Origin of the sequence: Falsiroseomonas oryzae (assembly GCF_027856955.1) — a bacterium.
GTDB classification, from domain to species: domain Bacteria; phylum Pseudomonadota; class Alphaproteobacteria; order Acetobacterales; family Acetobacteraceae; genus Falsiroseomonas; species Falsiroseomonas oryzae.
In genome coordinates this window covers 1-3,315 of the sequence record NZ_JAPSMD010000520.1, presented here as the reverse complement: position 1 = coordinate 3,315, position 3,315 = coordinate 1, and the positions used below count along the sequence as shown (strand labels likewise).

4 protein-coding genes and 1 pseudogene are annotated in these 3,315 nt (G+C 72.8%); 2 read left to right on the top strand and 3 right to left on the bottom strand.

What is annotated here, in order from left to right; genetic code table 11:
• The 3 genes from mutL to pqqA form a co-directional block, all read right to left on the bottom strand.
• The coding region (mutL, locus tag OZN99_RS28145) for a DNA mismatch repair endonuclease MutL (protein ID WP_270938532.1) at positions 1 to 591 on the bottom strand (591 nt) is incomplete at its 3' end.
• Positions 592 to 638: 47 nt separating this feature from the next.
• Positions 639 to 1,736, bottom strand: coding sequence for a pyrroloquinoline quinone biosynthesis protein PqqE (gene pqqE / locus OZN99_RS28140; RefSeq protein ID WP_270938531.1), 1,098 nt, complete (start codon positions 1,734 to 1,736; stop codon positions 639 to 641).
• Positions 1,737 to 1,803: 67 nt separating this feature from the next.
• Complete coding sequence (gene pqqA / locus OZN99_RS33585) at positions 1,804 to 1,881, bottom strand: pyrroloquinoline quinone precursor peptide PqqA (RefSeq protein WP_408611961.1); 78 nt, start codon at positions 1,879 to 1,881, stop codon at positions 1,804 to 1,806.
• 179 nt (positions 1,882 to 2,060) lie between these two features.
• Here pqqA and OZN99_RS28135 point away from each other — a divergent pair, with 179 nt between their 5' ends.
• Positions 2,061 to 3,185: an S-(hydroxymethyl)glutathione dehydrogenase/class III alcohol dehydrogenase gene (locus tag OZN99_RS28135; RefSeq protein WP_270938530.1), complete on the top strand. Its 1,125-nt coding sequence runs from the start codon at positions 2,061 to 2,063 to the stop codon at positions 3,183 to 3,185.
• A gap of 4 nt (positions 3,186 to 3,189) precedes the next feature.
• A pseudogene (locus tag OZN99_RS28130) lies at positions 3,190 to 3,315 on the top strand (pyrroloquinoline quinone biosynthesis protein B); the annotation flags it as partial.

The following is a 3,315-nucleotide window of genomic DNA, read 5'->3' as shown; positions in this document are numbered from 1 at the left end:
CGCCACGCGACCCTCCACCTCCACGCGGAACGCCACGCCGGGCCAGGCCAGCGCCAGGCGCCGCACCGCCTCCACCGCCGCCTCGGCCTCGCTGCGCGCCGATTTCAGGAAGGCGCGGCGGGCGGGCGTGGCGAAGAACAGGTCGCGCAGCTCCACGCGGGTGCCGGGCGGCCCGGCGGCGGGCGCAACGGCCGAGACCCGGCCGCCCTCCACCGTGATGGCATGCGCGCCGCCCCCGGCCGTGCAGGAGGTGATGGTCAGCCGCCCCACCGCGCCGATCGAGGGCAGCGCCTCGCCCCGGAAGCCCAGCGTCGCGATGCGGAACAGCGTGGATTCGTCGGGCAGCTTGGAGGTGGCGTGGCGCTGCACGGCCAGCGCCAGCTCCTCCGGCGTCATGCCGCTGCCGTCATCCTCGACCAGGATGCGGCCGGTGCCGCCGTCCTCCAGCGTGACGGCGATGCGGCTGGCGCCGGCGTCGAGCGCGTTCTCCACCAGCTCCTTCACCGCCGCGGCCGGCCGCTCCACCACCTCGCCGGCGGCGATGCGGTTGGCGGTGGTCTCCGGCAGCAGGCGGATTCGCGGCGCGGCCATGTGCCACCAGATGCGCCCGGGCGGAGGGGCGGGCAAGCGCGGAGCGGTTAACGCGCCCGCATCTCGCGATAGGCGAAGTCCGTCCCGGCCTCCGCCGCCTCCGCCACCGCGGCGGACAGCAACGCATGGTGCGGCGAGAGGGCGCAGACCGGGTCGGTCGCCGCCGCATCGCCGGTCAGCGCGAAGGCCTGGCAGCGGCAGCCGCCCCAATCCTCCTCGGCCTGGGGACAGCCCCGGCAGGGGGCGGGCATCCAGGCGGTGCCGCGGAAGCGGTTGAAGGCCTCCGACCGCTCCCAGATGTCGCGCAGCGACTGATCGCGCACATTCGGGAAGTCCAGCCCCGGCAGCTCGGCCGCGGCATGGCAGGGCAGCGCGCGGCCTTCCGGCGTCACCACGATGACCTGCCGCCCCCAGCCGCCCATGCAGGCCTTCGGGCGAGAGGCGTGGTAGTCCGGGAGCACGTAGTCGATCACCAGCCGGCCGCGATGCTGCTCCCGCGCACGCTCCACCACGGCCGTCGCGGCCTCCAGCTGGGCGCGGCTCGGCAGCAGGGCGTCGCGGTTGCGCAGCGCCCATCCGTGATACTGCACATGCGCCACCTCCATCCGGCGGCAGCCGAGCTCCAGCGCGAGCTCGATCATGCGCGGCAGGCGCTCCAGGTTCTGCCGGTGCACCACGGCGTTCAGCGTCAGCGGCAGGCCCGCCGCGGCCACCGCGCGGGCGAAGTCCAGCTTGCGCGCATGCCCGGCATAGCCGGCGATGCGGTCGGCGCCCTCGGCCTCGGCGTCCTGAATCGAGAGCTGGACGTGGTCCAGCCCGGCCTCGGCCAGCTCCGCCAGGCGCCGCGCATCGGTCAGCACGCCGGAGGTGATGAGATTGGTGTAGAGCCCCGCCGCGGCGGCGTGCCGCACGATCTCCGGCAGGTCGCGCCGCGCCGCTGGCTCCCCGCCGGAAAGATGCAGTTGCAGCACGCCGAGCGTCGCCGCCTCCGCGAAGACACGCCCCCAGGTCGCGACATCCAGCTCCGCGGAGGCGCGGGCCAGGTCGAGCGGATTGGAGCAATACGGGCAGCGCAGCGGGCAACGATGCGTCAGCTCAGCCAGCAGGCCGAGCGGTGCCGGCGCGACGGGCGCCGGATCGGTCATGTCAGGACCCGTTCGGGAGACCGTCGGAAAGGCGGCCGCCGCGGTCGTCCGCGGCGGCCTGGCCAGCTCAGGCCTTCGCGCTGGCGTAGCAGTTGATCTCCATCCCGAGGCACACCTCGGTCACGCGGGGCTTCTTCCAGGCCATCGATCGGTTCCTCCGGGCAGTGCGGGCGTGGCTTCGCGTCGCAGCCCGCCATCTTGGGGCCGCGCCGGCGCGCGTCAAGCGCCGAAGGCGGCCGGGCCGGGGCCATGTGCGCCCGCCCAGCCGCGTGTATGGTGACCCGGGCGCCGCTGCGCGCGGCCCGAGGACCACGGAGACACCGCATGGACGTCCGCGCCGCAGTCGCCTGGGAGGCGAAGAAGCCCCTCAGCATCGAAACCGTGCAGCTGGAAGGCCCGAAGGCCGGCGAGGTGCTGGTGGAGGTGATGGCGACCGGGGTGTGCCACACCGATGCCTACACGCTGGACGGCTTGGATTCGGAGGGCCTGTTCCCCGCCATCCTCGGCCATGAGGGTGCGGGCATCGTGCGCGAGGTCGGCGCCGGCGTCACCACGGTGAAGCCCGGCGACCACGTGATCCCGCTCTACACGCCGGAATGCCGGCAGTGCAAAACCTGCCTGTCGCGCCGGTCCAACCTCTGCACCGCCATCCGCGGCACGCAGGGCAAGGGCGTGATGCCGGACGGCAGCAGCCGCTTCCGCTGCGAGGGCACGGGGCGCAGCGGCACGGTCTTCCACTACATGGGCTGCAGCACCTTCGCGAACTTCACCGTGCTGCCGGAGATCGCGGTGGCCAAGGTCCGCCAGGACGCGCCCTTCGACAAGATCTGTTACATCGGCTGCGGCGTGACCACCGGCATCGGCGCGGTGATCTACACCGCGAAGGTCTGGCCCGGCGCCAATGTCGCGGTGTTCGGCCTGGGTGGCATCGGGCTGAACGTGATCCAGGGCGCGCGCATGGTCGGCGCCGATCGGATCATCGGCATCGACATCAATCCCGCGAAGCAGGCCATGGCGCGGAAGTTCGGCATGACCGACTTCATCAATCCGAACGAGGTCGGGACCGACAAGGTGGTTCAGGCGGTGGTGGACCTGACGGGCGGCGGCGCCGACTTCTCCTTCGACTGCACCGGCAACGTGAACGTGATGCGCCAGGCGCTGGAATGCTGCCACCGCGGCTGGGGCGAGAGCATCATCATCGGCGTCGCCGAGGCCGGGCGCGAGATCGCGACGCGCCCCTTCCAGCTGGTCACCGGCCGCGTCTGGAAGGGCAGCGCCTTCGGCGGCGCGCGCGGGCGCACCGACGTGCCGAAGATCGTGGACTGGTACATGGAGGGGAAGATCAACATCGACGACCTGATCACCCACACCATGCCGCTCGAGCAGATCAACACGGCCTTCGACCTGATGCACGAAGGCAAGTCCATCCGTTCCGTCGTCGTGTTCTGACCGCATGCCGCTGCGCGCCATCGTGCTGGGTGCGGCAGCCGGCGGCGGCTTTCCGCAGTGGAACTCCGCCGGCCCCGGCTGCCTGCGCGCGCGCGCGGGCGACCGCGCGGCGGCGCCGCGCACCCAGGCC

Excerpts from the sequence above, each read along its gene's own strand:
- OZN99_RS28135 (WP_270938530.1), top strand. The coding sequence starts at position 2,061 with ATGGACGTCCGCGCCGCAGTCGCCTGGGAGGCGAAGAAGCCCCTCAGC.
- pqqE (WP_270938531.1), bottom strand. The coding sequence starts at position 1,736 with ATGACCGATCCGGCGCCCGTCGCGCCGGCACCGCTCGGCCTGCTGGCT.
- pqqA (WP_408611961.1), bottom strand. The coding sequence starts at position 1,881 with ATGGCCTGGAAGAAGCCCCGCGTGACCGAGGTGTGCCTCGGGATGGAG.